The sequence below is a fragment of the Streptococcus sp. NLAE-zl-C503 genome, assembly GCF_900104285.1.
Taxonomy (GTDB): Bacteria; Bacillota; Bacilli; order Lactobacillales; family Streptococcaceae; genus Streptococcus.
In genome coordinates this window covers 15,975-29,364 of the sequence record NZ_FNJT01000010.1, presented here as the reverse complement: position 1 = coordinate 29,364, position 13,390 = coordinate 15,975, and the positions used below count along the sequence as shown (strand labels likewise).

At 41.1% G+C, this 13,390-nt stretch carries 18 protein-coding genes; 5 read left to right on the top strand and 13 right to left on the bottom strand.

The window, feature by feature from the left end; translation table 11 throughout:
- A partial coding sequence (locus tag BLS46_RS09585) for an IS3 family transposase (RefSeq protein ID WP_142350470.1) occupies positions 1–343 on the top strand: 343 nt, incomplete at its 5' end.
- 51 nt (positions 344–394) lie between these two features.
- Here the strand turns inward: BLS46_RS09585 and BLS46_RS09580 are convergent.
- The 11 genes from BLS46_RS09580 to BLS46_RS09525 all read right to left on the bottom strand — a co-directional run bounded on the left by BLS46_RS09580 (position 395) and on the right by BLS46_RS09525 (position 9,421).
- Complete coding sequence (locus BLS46_RS09580; RefSeq protein ID WP_093587215.1) at positions 395–1,336, bottom strand: YitT family protein; 942 nt, start codon at positions 1,334–1,336, stop codon at positions 395–397.
- On the bottom strand, positions 1,314–3,077 hold the full coding sequence (gene aspS, locus BLS46_RS09575; protein WP_093587213.1) for an aspartate--tRNA ligase: 1,764 nt from the start codon (positions 3,075–3,077) through the stop codon (positions 1,314–1,316). Before aspS ends, BLS46_RS09580 begins: the two co-directional genes overlap by 23 nt.
- A gap of 151 nt (positions 3,078–3,228) precedes the next feature.
- Positions 3,229–3,447 (bottom strand): hypothetical protein, encoded by a 219-nt coding sequence (locus tag BLS46_RS09570; protein ID WP_093587211.1) that lies wholly within the window; start codon positions 3,445–3,447, stop codon positions 3,229–3,231.
- 17 nt (positions 3,448–3,464) lie between these two features.
- Entirely contained in the window at positions 3,465–4,106 is a 642-nt protein-coding gene (locus BLS46_RS09565; protein WP_093587209.1) for a CPBP family intramembrane glutamic endopeptidase, read from the bottom strand.
- Positions 4,107–4,115: 9 nt separating this feature from the next.
- Positions 4,116–4,850 carry a DUF3169 family protein gene (locus BLS46_RS09560; protein WP_180364084.1) on the bottom strand — a complete coding sequence of 245 codons (735 nt, stop codon included), beginning with the start codon at positions 4,848–4,850 and terminating at the stop codon, positions 4,116–4,118.
- 13 nt (positions 4,851–4,863) lie between these two features.
- Positions 4,864–5,214, bottom strand: coding sequence for a PspC domain-containing protein (locus BLS46_RS09555; protein ID WP_093587205.1), 351 nt, complete (start codon positions 5,212–5,214; stop codon positions 4,864–4,866).
- 22 nt (positions 5,215–5,236) lie between these two features.
- Positions 5,237–5,419, bottom strand: coding sequence for a hypothetical protein (locus BLS46_RS09550; protein WP_180364083.1), 183 nt, complete (start codon positions 5,417–5,419; stop codon positions 5,237–5,239).
- Positions 5,419–5,622, bottom strand: a complete 204-nt coding sequence (locus BLS46_RS09545; RefSeq protein ID WP_061421790.1) for a helix-turn-helix transcriptional regulator — start codon at positions 5,620–5,622, stop codon at positions 5,419–5,421. Before BLS46_RS09545 ends, BLS46_RS09550 begins: the two co-directional genes overlap by 1 nt.
- 144 nt (positions 5,623–5,766) lie before the next feature.
- Entirely contained in the window at positions 5,767–7,047 is a 1,281-nt protein-coding gene (gene hisS / locus BLS46_RS09535; RefSeq protein ID WP_093587203.1) for a histidine--tRNA ligase, read from the bottom strand.
- 77 nt (positions 7,048–7,124) lie between these two features.
- Positions 7,125–8,372: an MFS transporter gene (locus BLS46_RS09530; RefSeq protein ID WP_093587201.1), complete on the bottom strand. Its 1,248-nt coding sequence runs from the start codon at positions 8,370–8,372 to the stop codon at positions 7,125–7,127.
- 197 nt (positions 8,373–8,569) lie between these two features.
- Positions 8,570–9,421: a helix-turn-helix domain-containing protein gene (locus BLS46_RS09525; protein ID WP_093587199.1), complete on the bottom strand. Its 852-nt coding sequence runs from the start codon at positions 9,419–9,421 to the stop codon at positions 8,570–8,572.
- Positions 9,422–9,544: 123 nt separating this feature from the next.
- Here BLS46_RS09525 and BLS46_RS09515 point away from each other — a divergent pair, with 123 nt between their 5' ends.
- Positions 9,545–9,886, top strand: a complete 342-nt coding sequence (locus BLS46_RS09515) for a metal-sulfur cluster assembly factor (protein WP_093587197.1) — start codon at positions 9,545–9,547, stop codon at positions 9,884–9,886.
- Positions 9,887–9,945: 59 nt separating this feature from the next.
- Here the strand turns inward: BLS46_RS09515 and ilvD are convergent, their stop codons facing one another.
- On the bottom strand, positions 9,946–11,649 hold the full coding sequence (gene ilvD / locus BLS46_RS09510; RefSeq protein WP_093587195.1) for a dihydroxy-acid dehydratase: 1,704 nt from the start codon (positions 11,647–11,649) through the stop codon (positions 9,946–9,948).
- Positions 11,650–11,879: 230 nt separating this feature from the next.
- Between ilvD and rpmF the strand changes: the two genes are divergently transcribed.
- From rpmF to BLS46_RS09495, 3 genes are all read left to right on the top strand, one after another.
- The gene (gene rpmF, locus BLS46_RS09505; RefSeq protein WP_093587193.1) at positions 11,880–12,062 is read left to right on the top strand and encodes a 50S ribosomal protein L32; all 183 of its coding nucleotides are present in this window, start codon (positions 11,880–11,882) and stop codon (positions 12,060–12,062) included.
- 15 nt (positions 12,063–12,077) lie between these two features.
- A complete protein-coding gene (rpmG, locus tag BLS46_RS09500; RefSeq protein WP_001265622.1) occupies positions 12,078–12,227 on the top strand; it encodes a 50S ribosomal protein L33 in 150 nt (49 codons plus the stop codon).
- 78 nt (positions 12,228–12,305) lie between these two features.
- On the top strand, positions 12,306–12,824 hold the full coding sequence (locus tag BLS46_RS09495; protein ID WP_093587191.1) for an HXXEE domain-containing protein: 519 nt from the start codon (positions 12,306–12,308) through the stop codon (positions 12,822–12,824).
- Positions 12,825–13,143: 319 nt separating this feature from the next.
- Here the strand turns inward: BLS46_RS09495 and BLS46_RS09490 are convergent, their stop codons facing one another.
- Entirely contained in the window at positions 13,144–13,359 is a 216-nt protein-coding gene (locus tag BLS46_RS09490) for a hypothetical protein (protein ID WP_093587189.1), read from the bottom strand.
- Positions 13,360–13,390 lie beyond the last annotated feature (31 nt).

Sequence of the window (13,390 nt, the reverse complement as noted above, 5' to 3'; positions counted from 1 at the left end):
TATGCTGGAGCAGGCCTTTACAGAGAAATACTATGAGAATACGAGTCTCCATAGTGATCAAGGATGGCAATACCAACACGATTCTTATCACAGGTTTTTAGAAAGTAAGGGAATCCAAACATCTATGTCACGTAAAGGTAACAGCCCAGACAACGGTATGATGGAGTCCTTCTTTGGCATTTTGAAATCGGAAATGTTTTATGGTTATGAGAAGGCGTTTCAGTCGCTTAAGCAATTGGAACAAGCTATTGTGGACTATATTGATTACTACAACAACAAACGAATTAAGGTCAAACTAAAAGGACTTAGCCCTATGCAATACAGAACTAAATCCTTCGCTTAAATTATTTGTCTAACTTTTTGGGGTCAGTACACAGAGCTGGTTTTTGCATGTCTAATTGTCTGTTTCTACGAATCGTCCTAAGATGTGGACATTTTCGGACACAGAGACGAAGGCTGTCGGATCAACCTGTTTCATGATATGTTTAAAATCATTAAACTCTGCTCGCGTGATAACCGTAATCAAGACTGCTTTTCTCTCATGATTATAGGTTCCTTCCGCATCGTGGATCATAGTAGCTCCGCGGTGCAATTTTTTATGGATTTTTTCGATTACCTTGTCAGGATTATTGGTCACAATCATGGCCTGCATCCGTTTTTGCTTGGTAAAGACTGCGTCTGTCACACGACTGGATACAAAAATGGTAATCATGGAGTAAAGAGCGTATTTCCATCCAAAGGTCAGACCTGCTATCAGCATGATGGTTCCATTTACCAGGAAAGAAATACTACCGACATTCTTACCCGTTTTCTTTCGAATGGTGAGACTGACGATATCTGTACCTCCGCTAGAAATATTGTTACGGAGCGCAAAACCAATCCCCAAGCCCATGACAACACCCCCAAAAAGGGCATTGATAATGGGATCCTCTGTCAAGATCACAACTGGCACAAGCTGGATAAAGAGGGAACTCATGGATACTGTGATAAAGGTAAAGATTGTAAACTTATGCCCAATCTGATACCAAGCCAAAATCATCAACGGAAAATTAATAGCATAAAAGGTTAGCGATATCGGAATGTAAAACCCAAACCAGTGATGACTCAAGGCAGAGACAATCTGTGCCAGACCTGTCGCACCACTGGAGTAAACGTGCCCTGGTTGAAAAAAGAAATTGACCGCTACTGCTGACAAAAAGCCATAAACCAGAGAAGCCGATACTTTCTCATCATATTTTTCCCGAGAGATACTTTGTAAAACTCGTAAGATTTTTATCTGATAAGCAAAGCGGCGCAGATAATAGCGCCACCGCTTAGTTCGTTTCGCTTGTTTCATCTTGTTCTACTTGTAGACTGAGTTCTTCTAGTTGTTTGAGAGCGACTGTTGATGGGGCTTGTGTCATTGGATCCGTCGCCTTGTTATTCTTAGGAAAGGCAATGACTTCACGGATATTTTCTTCTCCTGCTAAGAGCATGACAAAGCGGTCAAGACCGATAGCCAAACCTCCGTGTGGTGGGAATCCATAGTCCATGGCTTCCAGAAGGAATCCAAACTGATCATTGGCTTCCTCAGCTGAGAAACCAAGAGCCTTAAACATGCGTTCTTGAAGATCTTTTTGGTTGATACGAAGGCTACCACCACCAAGTTCATAACCGTTCAAGACGATGTCATAGGCAATGGCACGAACATTGGCCAATTCACCCTCTAGTTCGTGAGCTGTGTCTGCCTGTGGAAGAGTAAATGGATGGTGGGCACTCATGTAACGACCTTCTTCTTCAGACCATTCAAACATTGGCCAGTCAACAACCCAAAGGAAGTTGAATTTATCGTTATCAATCAAGCCAAGCTCTTTAGCAATACGTCCACGAAGGGCGCCTAGTGTTGCATTGGCCACTTCAAGTGTATCAGCTACAAAGAGAACCAAGTCCTTGTCTTCAAGGCCAAGCGCTTCTGTCAACTCTGCTTGAATGCTAGTCAAGAACTTAGCAACTGGCCCATTCAATTCACCATCAACAATCTTAACCCAAGCAAGACCTTTAGCCCCGTACTGCTTGGCTACTTCTGTCATTTTGTCGATATCTTTACGTGAATAATTGTCCGCAGCCCCTTTGACTACAATTGCTTTTACAGCAGGTGCTTCTGAAAAGACTTTGAAGTCGACACCTTTGACAACTTCTGTCAAGTCTTGAAGTAACATGTCAAAACGCGTATCTGGCTTGTCAGAACCATAAAGGGCCATCGCGTCATCATACTTCATACGAGGGAATGGAAGTGTCACTTCAATCCCTTTCGTTTCCTTCATCACGCGCGCAATCAAGCCTTCTGTGATATCTTGGATCTCTTGCTCTGTAAGGAATGAAGTTTCCAAGTCGACTTGGGTAAACTCAGGCTGACGGTCCCCACGCAAGTCTTCATCGCGGAAACATTTAACGATTTGGTAGTAACGGTCAAATCCAGCATTCATCAAGAGCTGTTTGGTAATCTGTGGACTTTGAGGAAGAGCGTAGAAATGCCCTTTGTTGACACGAGATGGAACCAAATAGTCACGCGCCCCTTCTGGTGTTGACTTAGAAAGGAATGGCGTCTCCACATCAATAAACTCCAACTCGTCCAAGTAGTTACGGATAGAGTGGGTCACCTTGGCACGAAGTTTGAGATTTTCCAACATTTCTGGGCGACGAAGGTCGAGGTAACGGTAACGCAAACGTGTATCGTCATTGGCCTCAATCCCATCTTTAATCTCAAAAGGTGTTGTTTTGGATGTATTCAGCACTATAAGAGCTGTCACATTCAACTCAACCGCACCCGTTGGCAACTTATCATTGGCTTGCTCACGCGCAGCAACTCGTCCAGTCACCTCGATGACAAATTCGCTACGAAGACTTTCAGCTGTTGCCATAACCTCTGCAGAAACTTTTTCAGGGTTGATAACCAACTGCATGATCCCTTCACGGTCACGAAGGTCGATAAAGATCAAACCACCAAGGTCACGACGACGACCAACCCAGCCTTTCAAGGTCATTTCTTGTCCGATGTGTTCCTCACGAACACGACCAGCATACATACTACGTTTCATGTTTTCTCTCCTCTTTTATTCTGTTACTATTTTACCATAAAAGCGCAGGCTCTTCATGAAAATCAGCAGAAAAGTTTGATTGTCTTTAGGAATCAAAACAAACAGACAAAAAATCCGATGAAAACATTATCGGATTCTCTGATTATGATTCTTAACCTTTTTTACGCTTTTCAGCAATCTCAGCTGCCTTTTTAGGTAGAACAATCTCCGTCGCATAAGCCGAAGCAAAACGCAAAATTCCAGCAATAGGCGCAAAAATTACTGCTAGATAGTTGTAAAAGAAATCGCCTTTAAAGGCATAGGCAAGTGCCCCGATGATAAAGAAGAGAACGACCGCCTGTATCACTGCTAATAAAATTACTCGTTTCATGTGACCTCCTGACTCTATTATAGCATGAGTATCATCAAAAAGCCGATTAAATTATTCAAAGCGTGTAAAGAAATGCTATAAAGAAGACCTTTTCGGCTCACATAAGCCAGACCCAAACTCAATCCCAGACTAGCATAAACTAAAAACTGTTGCAAAGTCCCTGGAAAATGAATCAAGGCAAAAAGCACACTCGATACAAGGAGAAACAGAGCTGTCTGTTTGCTGTTGTTCTGCTTAGGAAAGAGATAGCGCGCCAGCATCCCTCTAAAAATGAGTTCTTCCGTCAGAGGAGCAAAGACCACCACCATAAAGAAACCAAATGCAGGCTGAGCTAGTGTCAATTGTGATACAGTCTGTTGATTGGCCGACGGATCATCTGGCAAAAAGAACTGGGCTGCAATAGCCACCAGCAAAACCAGGGTAGGCAACCAGATATAACGATTAAAAACAGTTGTCTGGATGCTAACCTTTTCTGTCTGATACCACTTGTAAACTCCATAAACATAGGCCCCTGACAGTGCGATATAAAGTGACAAGACTCCATAGATTGAAGCTCCTAGTCCAAGAGCTGACAGAGCCATACTCTGAACCAGACCATAACCAAAGAAAAAGGATAGAACAGCTAGCAGAAACCAGCCAAGATTTTTTAGTAATTTCATAAAAGACTCCTATTTGAAATAGCGTTTTACCATAGGTAACTGCATCACATTGATGTAAATATGGATAGTTCCTACGAGCAAGAAAGCTAGTAACTGAATCTCTCCTGTCAATAAAGAAAAGAGATCAATCAGAAAGTAGAGACCTGGCAAAACATACTGATTTAATTGGAATAAAACCCGAAAACTCTGTTCCAAATTAGCCTGACGCTCCCCTTCATCATAAGAATTTATATAGTCCAAAACATCCTTTGGTGTAGAGAAGAATTCCAAATCAAACTGACGAACGATTGCAATTGTTTTATAGAGATATTTTTGAGCACTGAAAACCATCGCTAATGCCAAAAAAGAAAGAGATAATGTTAGATAGCTTACATTCAGTACAATTACTTCACTTCCTGAAATGAAGAGAGACAATAAAATCGCTACGCCTGTTATATTAAAAGCGATGGTTCCAAACTCAAGATTACGATACATTTGCACATAATAGGTTTCATTCAGATCATCATCCATTTCCTCTTGATACAAGGAGTGAAACTTTCTACTTTTCTTTAAGAAATTGAAAGTCAAAAGAATGCTAATAAAACCTAACAGTAAACAAATAGCTGATATCCATGGTATCAAGACCTTTACATCTAAAATAGTTCCATGGGATTCTGCACGTGTCTTAAACATCCCTGCAAAACTGCCCAAGAAAGCTCCCAAGACAACAGCCGATAAAAATAACAATCCGCGTTTCTTTTTCATATTCATCCTTTCTCTAAACTAATCCAACCAACCAGTGACCAAACGCTTTACCTGACTCAAAAATAGATGTCAATCCCTCTGAACCAAGTGATATCAAAATCAAACAAACAGCAATCAAGAGAATAGCTTGGTTTCTTGCTTTTGTCTCACTAACCCCCAAAGGATCTTTACTTAGCCAACCGGCAAGATAGGCATACAGAGTGACTGTCAAAATCCCAAATTCAGTCGAAGAAAGAAACAACAAAACCAGCACTAAACGAATGGCATTGGTCTGGATGTTAAAATGATTTCCTAAACCCGCACAGACACCTGCAAGTTCCTTGTGTTCAGTATCTACTTGAAAATCTGCTAAAAACTTTTTCATATTCATTCTCCTTTTTCACTTGCTAGATTGTTTGCTTTGCTTTCTTTTCAATCCAGTCAACGACTGGGATAAGAGCAAAGTAGGCCCAAATAAATTGGTCGCTGTAATAGAGATCAAACCATCCTAGATTTGTTCCAATTAGTAGACACACGCTGACTAATAGGGTTATGGCAACTACATAATAAATCACTTTATACTTGTTCATCACTCATCCTCCTCTATACGAAATACCGACTCGACTGGTTCATTGAATATCTGGGAAATCTTCAGGGCAATCACAACTGAGGGTGTGTATTCATCTCTCTCTAGCAGACTGATGGTCTGTCTGGAAACCCCTGCTAGCTTGGCAAGTTCGGTCTGATTGAGACCATCGCGAGCCCGAAGCTCTTTTAGACGATTTTTTAGCATTCCTTTCTCCTTTACTCTTAACTTGCTTATATTGTAACACATCTTTTTCTTTTTGACAATAATATTTGTCAAAAAGTTTATGATTTTTGTCATTTTGCAAAAGAAAAAGGTCAGGATCTTACTCCTGACCAGTTTTAAATACTATTAAAATCCTAGTTTTTCAAAGATTTCTGAGAAGTTTTGGCTGATTGCCTCAAGTGACACCTGCACTTCTTCTCGTGTTTGGTTGTTCTTAACTGTCACTTGTCCGCTTTCGACTTCGCTCTCTCCCAGGGTGATGAGGGTCTTAGCCGCAAAGACATCGGCGGACTTGAACTGAGCTTTGAGTTTACGGTTAAGGTAATCACGCTCTGCTTTGAATCCTTGTTGGCGAAGGGCTTGTACCAATTCCAAGGCCTTAACATTTGCTCCTTCACCCAAGACTGCGATATAAACATCTAGAGCATTCTCTATAGGAAGGGCCACACCTTGCTTTTCAAGGATGAGAAGCAGGCGCTCTACACCAAGTCCAAAACCAAATCCAGCAGTTTCAGGGCCTCCAAAATAAGAAACCAAACCATCGTAGCGACCACCCGCACAGACGGTCAAGTCATTGCCCTCAATCTCTGTGATAAACTCAAAAATGGTGTGATTATAGTAGTCCAGACCACGCACCATATTGGTATCGATGATGTAGTCTACACCCAGATTTTCCAACATCTGACGCACAGCATCAAAGTGAGCTTGGCTTTCTTCATCAAGGAAATCCAAGATAGACGGCGCATTCTCTACTGCCTCCTTGTCTTCTTTTTCCTTAGAGTCCAAGACACGAAGAGGATTTTCCTCCAAGCGACGCTGGCTATCCTTAGACAAGGTCTCCTTGAGCGGTGTCAAATAGTCAATCAATGCTTGACGGTAAGCCACACGGCTCTCAGGATTTCCAAGAGTGTTGAGGTGTAGTTTGACACCTTGGATGCCGATTTCTTTCAAGAAATGAGCTGCCATAGCGATGGTTTCCACATCGGTAGCTGGATTACTTGAGCCAAAACACTCAACACCAATCTGGTGGAACTGACGCAAACGACCTGCCTGTGGACGCTCATAACGGAACATAGGGCCCATGTAATAGAACTTACTTGGCTTTTGCACTTCTGGTGCGAAGAGTTTATTTTCCACATAGGAACGGACAACGGGCGCAGTTCCTTCTGGACGAAGGGTGATATGGCGGTCACCCTTGTCATAGAAATCGTACATTTCCTTGGTTACGATATCGGTTGTATCTCCGACAGAGCGACTGATAACCTCGTAATGCTCAAAAATAGGCGTACGCACTTCCGCATAGTTATAGCGCTTGAAAATTTCACGGGCAAAGCCCTCAACGTACTGCCATTTAGCAGACTCAGCAGGTAAAATATCCTGCGTTCCTTTTGGTTTTTGTAATTTCATAGGGAATCCTCTTTAAACTTAATAGTCTTATTTTACCATAAATAGAGGGATTAAAACAGTATGAAAAAAATTAGGATTCAAATATCATTTTTGAGATTAAGAACTGTCAAAAGAATAGCCAGCAAGGAAAGACCAACAAATAAGATCCAAGTCAACTGTATATTCCATACAGCTACAAGTGAAAAACAGGCTGTTCCCACAGGTACGGATAAGGTAAACAATAAACCTAAAAAATTACTGGTACGAGCTAGAACCTCTGGGGCTAGATTTTTCATGAGCATGGCACTAATCTTTGGTGAAACTTTACCAGACACATACAGAGTTAAAAATAGAAATAGCAAACCAAGCACTACTTGATTAAATACGTTAGCCAGACCAACTAGACTGAGTCCTACGGTCGCCCACATCATCAATCTAGGCAAGGACTGCTTCCCAAAATAATCATTGCCCGTAAGGCTACTGATGATGATTGCTAACAAAGCACAGAATTGACTGATAAATAGTGCCTCTGTGTAAGAAAAGTCCAAAAGAGAATGGCTCAAAAAGAAGATATTGTAGATGCCTCCTAAGGAACCACCCAAGGCATTGATAAGCAAGACAGCAAAGAGCATAAAACCAAAGTTTTTCTGTTCACTTTTAAGAAAAACGAGACGTAAATTTCGGTAAATCGATAGAAACTGATCTTTGATAGAGAGAGTCTCATTTTTTAGGATTTCACCATCAGCAGATGAAATTGACAGGCTTAATTTGCTTTTTCCTAAAAAGAGAATAGCGGCTGATACTAGGAAAAAACAGGCATTGATTCCCGCAACGAGAGAAAAATTATTGACCGATAGCCCTAAGAGCCAGACTCCGAAAGCTTGACCACCAATAGCTGAAATATAGGTGATAAACTGGGAAAAAGAATAAGCCTCCATCAAATCATTTTCAGCTACCTTTTCCTTAATAAGAGGCATGCGCAAACCACCAGCAAAATCACTGATTATATCACTAATGACATTGATTAAACACAGGCTAGAAAAGGCAAATAAACTAGCTTGCTGAACAACTAAAGCTACTAGAAAAAATAAAACTGCCTGAAACAAACCGCTATAGACCATCCATTTGACCTTGTCCCTCGTGTAATCTGCCCGAATCCCTACAAAAACTGTAAAGAGAGTCGGAAGAATCATCACAATATTTGCTACAGCAACCGCAAAAGATGCTTGTGGCAAGGTCGATGCATAGACGATAAATACCAGGTTAAAAATCGAAGCACCAAAAGCATTGAAGAATCGTGACAAAGTCAACAGTCGATAAGCTTGATTTCTAAACAATAATTTCATAGATAATCTCCCTTCTTGTTCTAAGTTCTATATGAAGTATGACTATAGTATAGCACTTATGAATTAGCGAAAAAATTTTTTGAATATATGCAACACACAAAATAAGCAAAAAAACGATAGAACTCCTTTAATGACCTGAAAGAGGTCTGGAGTTCTATCGCTTCAAATTTCAAATTATTTTCTTAATTTGAAGATATTCAACAATCGGGCGTGTTTCTATAGTATTCGGCAGATTTGTTACAGCCAAGCATCTCAAAAATACGGACAGCATTCTCCATCTTTTTTTGTCCTTCCTTAACTCTGCCTTGCTTGCTATCAAGAAGACCTTCTGCCCACAAATAGACAATTCGGAAATAGGTCTCGTTTTCCTTGTAGAAATGCTCTTCGATGACACGTTTAAAATAATGAGCATTGGTAAATTCTTCACACTCAATGCTGGCTAAAAAACCATTCAATAGCATGGTGTGAAAAAGGTTCCGATTTCCCTTCATTTCCATTAGAAAATCAGATTTCCGTACCATCTCTCGTACATATCTAGTAAAAAGAGGAATAGATAAGAGAGGAGAACTGACTGAGAACAAATTGAGTTCATAGATTCCCCAAATCTCGGTAGAAAACAGATAATCATGAAGGACTTTCCCTTCCTCTGCTGTTAACTCTACCGTTTCATCCATGCTCTTCATATACGACTTGATAATAATAGCATTTAGAATATGTTTCTGTTTATTTTGAGAATCGGCATGCTTTTGATACTCCTTGCGATACAAGTCCTCGAGAGGTGCTATATTCTTTGGATCCAAGATATCTGTGATTTCTTTTCTCAACTCAGAATCTGTATCATACTGAAAACCTCTAGCCAGAAAGAGGATTTCCTCCACACTCGCAGATATATTTTCTAAGGCAAATAGAAACTTTTCCATCGAAAGCTCACTTTGACCTGTTTCAAATCGGGACAACATAGAAGCCGAAAATTGTCCCCCAGTTGCTTGTCTTAGCGAGATATTTCTTGATTCTCGTAATTGTCTAAAGACTGTTCCAATCTGCTCCATAGACTTCCCCTTGATTCCGTATTTTCTTCATTTTATCATATTTTTCAGAAAATTCATTAAAAACTTGCTAAATTGTCAGAATTATGAGAAAATAGAGGATATTTATCACGTGGAGGGACTGTTATGAGAGACGATATCAAAATCAATGACCGCGCTTTGGCCTTGCAAGACCAAATTATCGAAAAACTAGAAAAGGTTTTTGATACAGATGTGGAATTGGATGTGTACAATCTAGGGCTGATTTATGAAATCAATCTGGACGAAACAGGTCTCTGCAAGATTGTCATGACCTTCACCGACACTGCCTGTGATTGCGCCGAAAGCCTGCCTATCGAAATCGTCGCAGGTCTGAAAAAAATCGAGGGTATCGAAGATGTCAAGGTTGAAGTTACCTGGTCACCCGCTTGGAAGATTACACGAATCAGTCGCTACGGTCGTATTGCCCTTGGACTACCACCTCGTTAAGCAGGCAAATCACTTTTGAAGATGAAAAGAAGCAAGCCGAAATGGCTTGCTTTTTGAATTTATTTTTTACCTGACTTATCCATATTCCAGAAGTCTGTCACGGCTCCGCGAGAAGCGGATGATACGATGTGGGCATATTTACCGAGGACACCACGGCTGTAAAGTGGTGGCAAGGTTGTTTCTGCCTTGCGTTTTTCAAGTTCTTCTTCGGACACGGCCATGGAAATTTCTTTGGTATCTTGGTCGACTGTAACAATATCGCCTGTACGGAGGTAGGCAATCGGTCCACCATCCTGAGCTTCAGGGGCGATATGTCCAACAACCAGACCATAAGTACCACCAGAGAAGCGTCCGTCTGTCAAGAGGGCAACCTTGTCTCCTTGACCTTTACCAACGATCATGGATGAAAGTGACAGCATCTCAGGCATACCTGGACCACCCTTCGGTCCAACAAAACGGACAACGACTACATCGCCATCAACGATTTCGTCTGTCAGAACTGCCTGAATAGCATCTTCTTCTGAGTCAAAGACCTTAGCAGGTCCAACGTGGCGACGCACTTTAACACCTGATACTTTAGCAACCGCGCCGTCAGGGGCAAGGTTCCCGTTCAAGATGATAAGCGGACCGTCTGCACGTTTTGGATTTTCAAGTGGCATGATGACTTTTTGACCTGGTGTAAGGTCTGCAAAGTCAGCCAAGTTCTCAGCGACTGTCTTACCAGTACATGTAATGCGGTCGCCATGAAGGTAGCCATTTGCCAGCAAGTACTTCATAACCGCAGGTACTCCACCGACTTCGTAGAGGTCTTGGAAGACATACTGACCAGATGGTTTCAAGTCGGCCAAGTGAGGAACGCGTTCTTGGATCGTATTGAAGTCCTCAAGTGACAAATCAACATTAGCCGCATGGGCAATGGCAAGCAAGTGAAGAGTGGCATTAGTAGAACCACCGAGCGCCATAGTTACAGTGATGGCATCTTCAAAGGCTTCACGAGTCAAGATATCTGATGGTTTGAGACCAAGTTCCAGCATCTTAACAACAGCACGTCCTGCTACTTCGATGTCTTCTTTCTTATCAGCTGATTCAGCTGGGTGAGAGGATGATCCTGGCAAACTCATACCGAGAACTTCGATAGCAGTCGCCATGGTATTAGCTGTGTACATACCACCACAACCACCAGGGCCAGGGCAGGCATTACATTCGAGACGCTTCACGTCCTCAGCTGTCATGTCACCGTGGTTCCATTTTCCGATACCCTCAAAAACAGAAACCAAGTCAATGTCTTTGCCATCAAGATTACCCGGTGCAATGGTTCCACCATAGGCGAAAATAGCTGGGATATCCATATTAGCAATGGCAATCATAGAACCAGGCATGTTCTTGTCACAGCCACCGATAGCGACGAAGGCATCCACGTTGTGACCACCCATAGCCGCCTCGATGGAGTCTGCGATGATATCACGAGATGTCAAAGAGAAACGCATACCAGGCGTTCCCATAGCAATCCCGTCTGCTACTGTAATAGTTCCAAACTGAACAGGCCAAGCGCCCGCAGATTTGACACCTTCTTTAGCCAATTTCCCAAAATCATGCAAGTGGATGTTACATGGTGTATTTTCCGCCCAAGTTGAAATCACTCCCACAATCGGTGTTTCAAAGTCCTTATCTGTCATACCAGTCGCACGAAGCATAGCACGGTTTGGTGATTTAACCATACTGTCATAAATGCTACTGCGGTGACGTTTATCTAATTCAGTCATCTTATCCCTCCCGTTTCAGTTTTTACTATTATAGCACATTTTAAAGGCAATGAACAGAAGGAAATTCTTGAATTTTCAGAAAATTTCGATTAATTTGATTGAATGGCTTCTAATTTTTTCATCTTTTTTTGTCAAGTAACTTTACTTTACAAAAAAAATGTGTTATTCTAATATGGTTGATGAAAATCACTAGATTGAATCGAATTTAAATACCTAAAGGAGAAATCAAAATGGCAGTACCTGCACGTCGCACATCAAAAGCGAAGAAAAACAAACGTCGTACACACTACAAAGTAACAGCTCCATCTGTAAACTTTGACGAAACTACTGGAGATTACTCACGTTCTCACCGCGTATCACTTAAAGGATACTACAAAGGACGTAAAGTCGCTAAAGCTGCATCAGCTGAATAATAGAAGGGAGATACCATGCGCGTAAATATCACACTTGAACACAAAGAATCTGGTGAACGCTTGTACCTTACTTCTAAAAACAAACGTAACACTCCAGACCGTCTTCAATTGAAGAAATACTCACCAAAACTTCGCAAACACGTCGTGTTTACAGAAGTGAAATAAGCACGCCTAACTCAAAACGCCTTACTGGGCGTTTTTTGCTTTATTGGTTAGCAATCTATAACTTTTCAGGAGAGATTTATGGCATTTTATCTTTGGATGTTTCCTCTACTTTTTATCTTTCACGATATGGAAGAAATTATCGGTCTTGTCCCTTGGATTCATCTCAACGAAACCTTGCTGGCTCAAAAGGCTCCAGCTATTCTCAAGATTCACAAAGGAATTACAACAGAGGGATTTGCCCTTGCTGTTTTTGAGGAGTTCATTCTTGTCTTATCCATCACTTTATTAGCGTATTTTACTCAATCTAGAGCGCTCGAATTAGTTTGGTTAGGAGGATTTGTGGCCTTTGCACTCCATCTCTTGCTCCATATTGGACAATCAATTCTTCTCCGTAAGTATATACCTGCTTTGATCACTTCTATCCTTTGTTTTCCTGTTAGTGCTTATTTGATTACAGACATCGTGCATTTGTGGCAGGTTTCGACTAGCGAATTTTTCCTATTTTCACTGGTCGGTTCAGGCATCGTCGTCATCAATCTCCTCTTTGCTCTCTGGCTTGGAAAAAAGTATTCCGCCTGGCTTGTCCATTACTATTAACAAAAGTTCCTTGCAATTTCAATTTGCAGGGAATTTTTTCTTATCCTCCTTCACGACTAGGAGGTATTCTATTTTTTAATACAAAGCAAAAAGCCCACTGTTGTAGGCTTTCTGTAAGATATTTCTTAAAATTAAAGCATTTTGTTATCTTGCAGTGATTAGGTACAGAAAAACAGACCTAAGCCTGCTCTAAATCTAACTTGATTTTTTCAAAAACTATTAAATTTAAATAAGCTGAGAAAACATAAAGGGTAACAAAAAGGGGACTTAAATTGATGAGTTCAGTAAGCAAGTAAATTGCACCTGTCAAAGGTGCTTTTTATTTTAATTTTTGAATAGAACTGATCTCACTTTCATATAGAGAAATCTCAGTTGGTTCATCAGGGCTAGGATTGTCAATGAGGATAGTGATTTCATCTTGCTCATCATTGTCCATTTCGTCAATAAAATCTGTGACAAGTCCCTTGATGACTTCGCCGTCACTATTAACTACCTGAACCCTTGAGCGTAGGTAGTTCCAAAGTTGCTTACTCATTTATTCTCCTTTCTTCGCTACTAATTTCTCG

Coding starts and splice junctions, on each gene's coding strand:
- BLS46_RS09580 (WP_093587215.1), bottom strand. CDS start 1,336: ATGAAACAAGCGAAACGAACTAAGCGGTGGCGCTATTATCTGCGCCGC.
- aspS (WP_093587213.1), bottom strand. CDS start 3,077: ATGAAACGTAGTATGTATGCTGGTCGTGTTCGTGAGGAACACATCGGA.
- BLS46_RS09570 (WP_093587211.1), bottom strand. CDS start 3,447: ATGAAACGAGTAATTTTATTAGCAGTGATACAGGCGGTCGTTCTCTTC.
- BLS46_RS09565 (WP_093587209.1), bottom strand. CDS start 4,106: ATGAAATTACTAAAAAATCTTGGCTGGTTTCTGCTAGCTGTTCTATCC.
- BLS46_RS09560 (WP_180364084.1), bottom strand. CDS start 4,850: ATGAAAAAGAAACGCGGATTGTTATTTTTATCGGCTGTTGTCTTGGGA.
- BLS46_RS09555 (WP_093587205.1), bottom strand. CDS start 5,214: ATGAAAAAGTTTTTAGCAGATTTTCAAGTAGATACTGAACACAAGGAA.
- BLS46_RS09550 (WP_180364083.1), bottom strand. CDS start 5,419: ATGAACAAGTATAAAGTGATTTATTATGTAGTTGCCATAACCCTATTA.
- BLS46_RS09545 (WP_061421790.1), bottom strand. CDS start 5,622: ATGCTAAAAAATCGTCTAAAAGAGCTTCGGGCTCGCGATGGTCTCAAT.
- hisS (WP_093587203.1), bottom strand. CDS start 7,047: ATGAAATTACAAAAACCAAAAGGAACGCAGGATATTTTACCTGCTGAG.
- BLS46_RS09530 (WP_093587201.1), bottom strand. CDS start 8,372: ATGAAATTATTGTTTAGAAATCAAGCTTATCGACTGTTGACTTTGTCA.
- BLS46_RS09525 (WP_093587199.1), bottom strand. CDS start 9,421: ATGGAGCAGATTGGAACAGTCTTTAGACAATTACGAGAATCAAGAAAT.
- BLS46_RS09515 (WP_093587197.1), top strand. CDS start 9,545: ATGAGAGACGATATCAAAATCAATGACCGCGCTTTGGCCTTGCAAGAC.
- ilvD (WP_093587195.1), bottom strand. CDS start 11,649: ATGACTGAATTAGATAAACGTCACCGCAGTAGCATTTATGACAGTATG.
- rpmF (WP_093587193.1), top strand. CDS start 11,880: ATGGCAGTACCTGCACGTCGCACATCAAAAGCGAAGAAAAACAAACGT.
- rpmG (WP_001265622.1), top strand. CDS start 12,078: ATGCGCGTAAATATCACACTTGAACACAAAGAATCTGGTGAACGCTTG.
- BLS46_RS09495 (WP_093587191.1), top strand. CDS start 12,306: ATGGCATTTTATCTTTGGATGTTTCCTCTACTTTTTATCTTTCACGAT.
- BLS46_RS09490 (WP_093587189.1), bottom strand. CDS start 13,359: ATGAGTAAGCAACTTTGGAACTACCTACGCTCAAGGGTTCAGGTAGTT.